Source organism: Enterobacter cloacae complex sp. P27C (assembly GCF_014895705.1).
GTDB lineage: Bacteria > Pseudomonadota > Gammaproteobacteria > Enterobacterales > Enterobacteriaceae > Enterobacter > Enterobacter bugandensis.
Genome location: NZ_JADBQB010000028.1, coordinates 1 through 815, shown reverse-complemented (window position 1 = coordinate 815; position 815 = coordinate 1). Strand labels below are relative to the sequence as shown.

At 55.8% G+C, this 815-nt stretch carries 1 protein-coding gene; it reads right to left on the bottom strand.

Annotated elements, in window-relative coordinates:
• The coding region (locus IM291_RS21810) for an S-type pyocin domain-containing protein (protein WP_226840472.1) at window positions 1-815 on the bottom strand (815 nt) is incomplete at both ends.

The window sequence follows — 815 nt, the reverse complement described above, 5'->3', positions numbered from 1 at the left end:
CCGGTAGCTTTGGAGGTGTCTGATTACCTGTGTTTGACGGAGCGTTAATACCGGAATGATCCGGGGTCCAGATAAGGGTAACGGGGTTTTCTTCCTCAGTGGTGAAGGTGTACGCCTCATAGCGGCGGTCCCATTCCATCTTACGGACTCGCACCATATCCTTACCCGGTGGCGTGTGATATCCACGCGGTACGGGTTTTCCGTTGATGTCATTCTCCCAGGTGTAACGCACGCGAGTAGGCGCTTCACGCATCTGTGCAAGGCGCATACGGTCGATGAAGTCCTGTTCTCCTTCATTGAGTTTGCCGGGCATCATGCCTACCAGGAATCCGGCAACGGAGGCACCTACGCCGCCAGCGGCGATTTCCGTAGCTCGTACCGCCCATGTTCCATATGTAGCGAATCGTCCGGCGACATGTTCCAGAACGCCAGCGCCTGCGGTGGCTGTCTGTGCTCTGGCCGCGCTGGCAGCGGCTGCGACTGCGGCCTGGTATTGCATCTCTTCGTGATTGCCGTTGAACCACTTATACAGGGCGCTACGCTTCTTCGGTTCAGGTACATCTTCCGGGGCTTGTGGCTTTTTCTTTGCCGTCTGTGCATGCTGTGGGGCATCTGAATCTGTTACGGCGTCAACAGCAGGTGCTGCCCGGAACAGGCCCATTTCTGCAAAATTAGTATGAGGTTCTTGTTGTTTACCTGCATCTGTATTCCCTGAACCACGCTCGCGGGATTTAGCGAAGACAGGGACAGGCCGCAGTACAGCAGGGCCAGCCGCTGGTGATGAATTTGAGGAAAAAATTGTCGGCGGTGTGGTT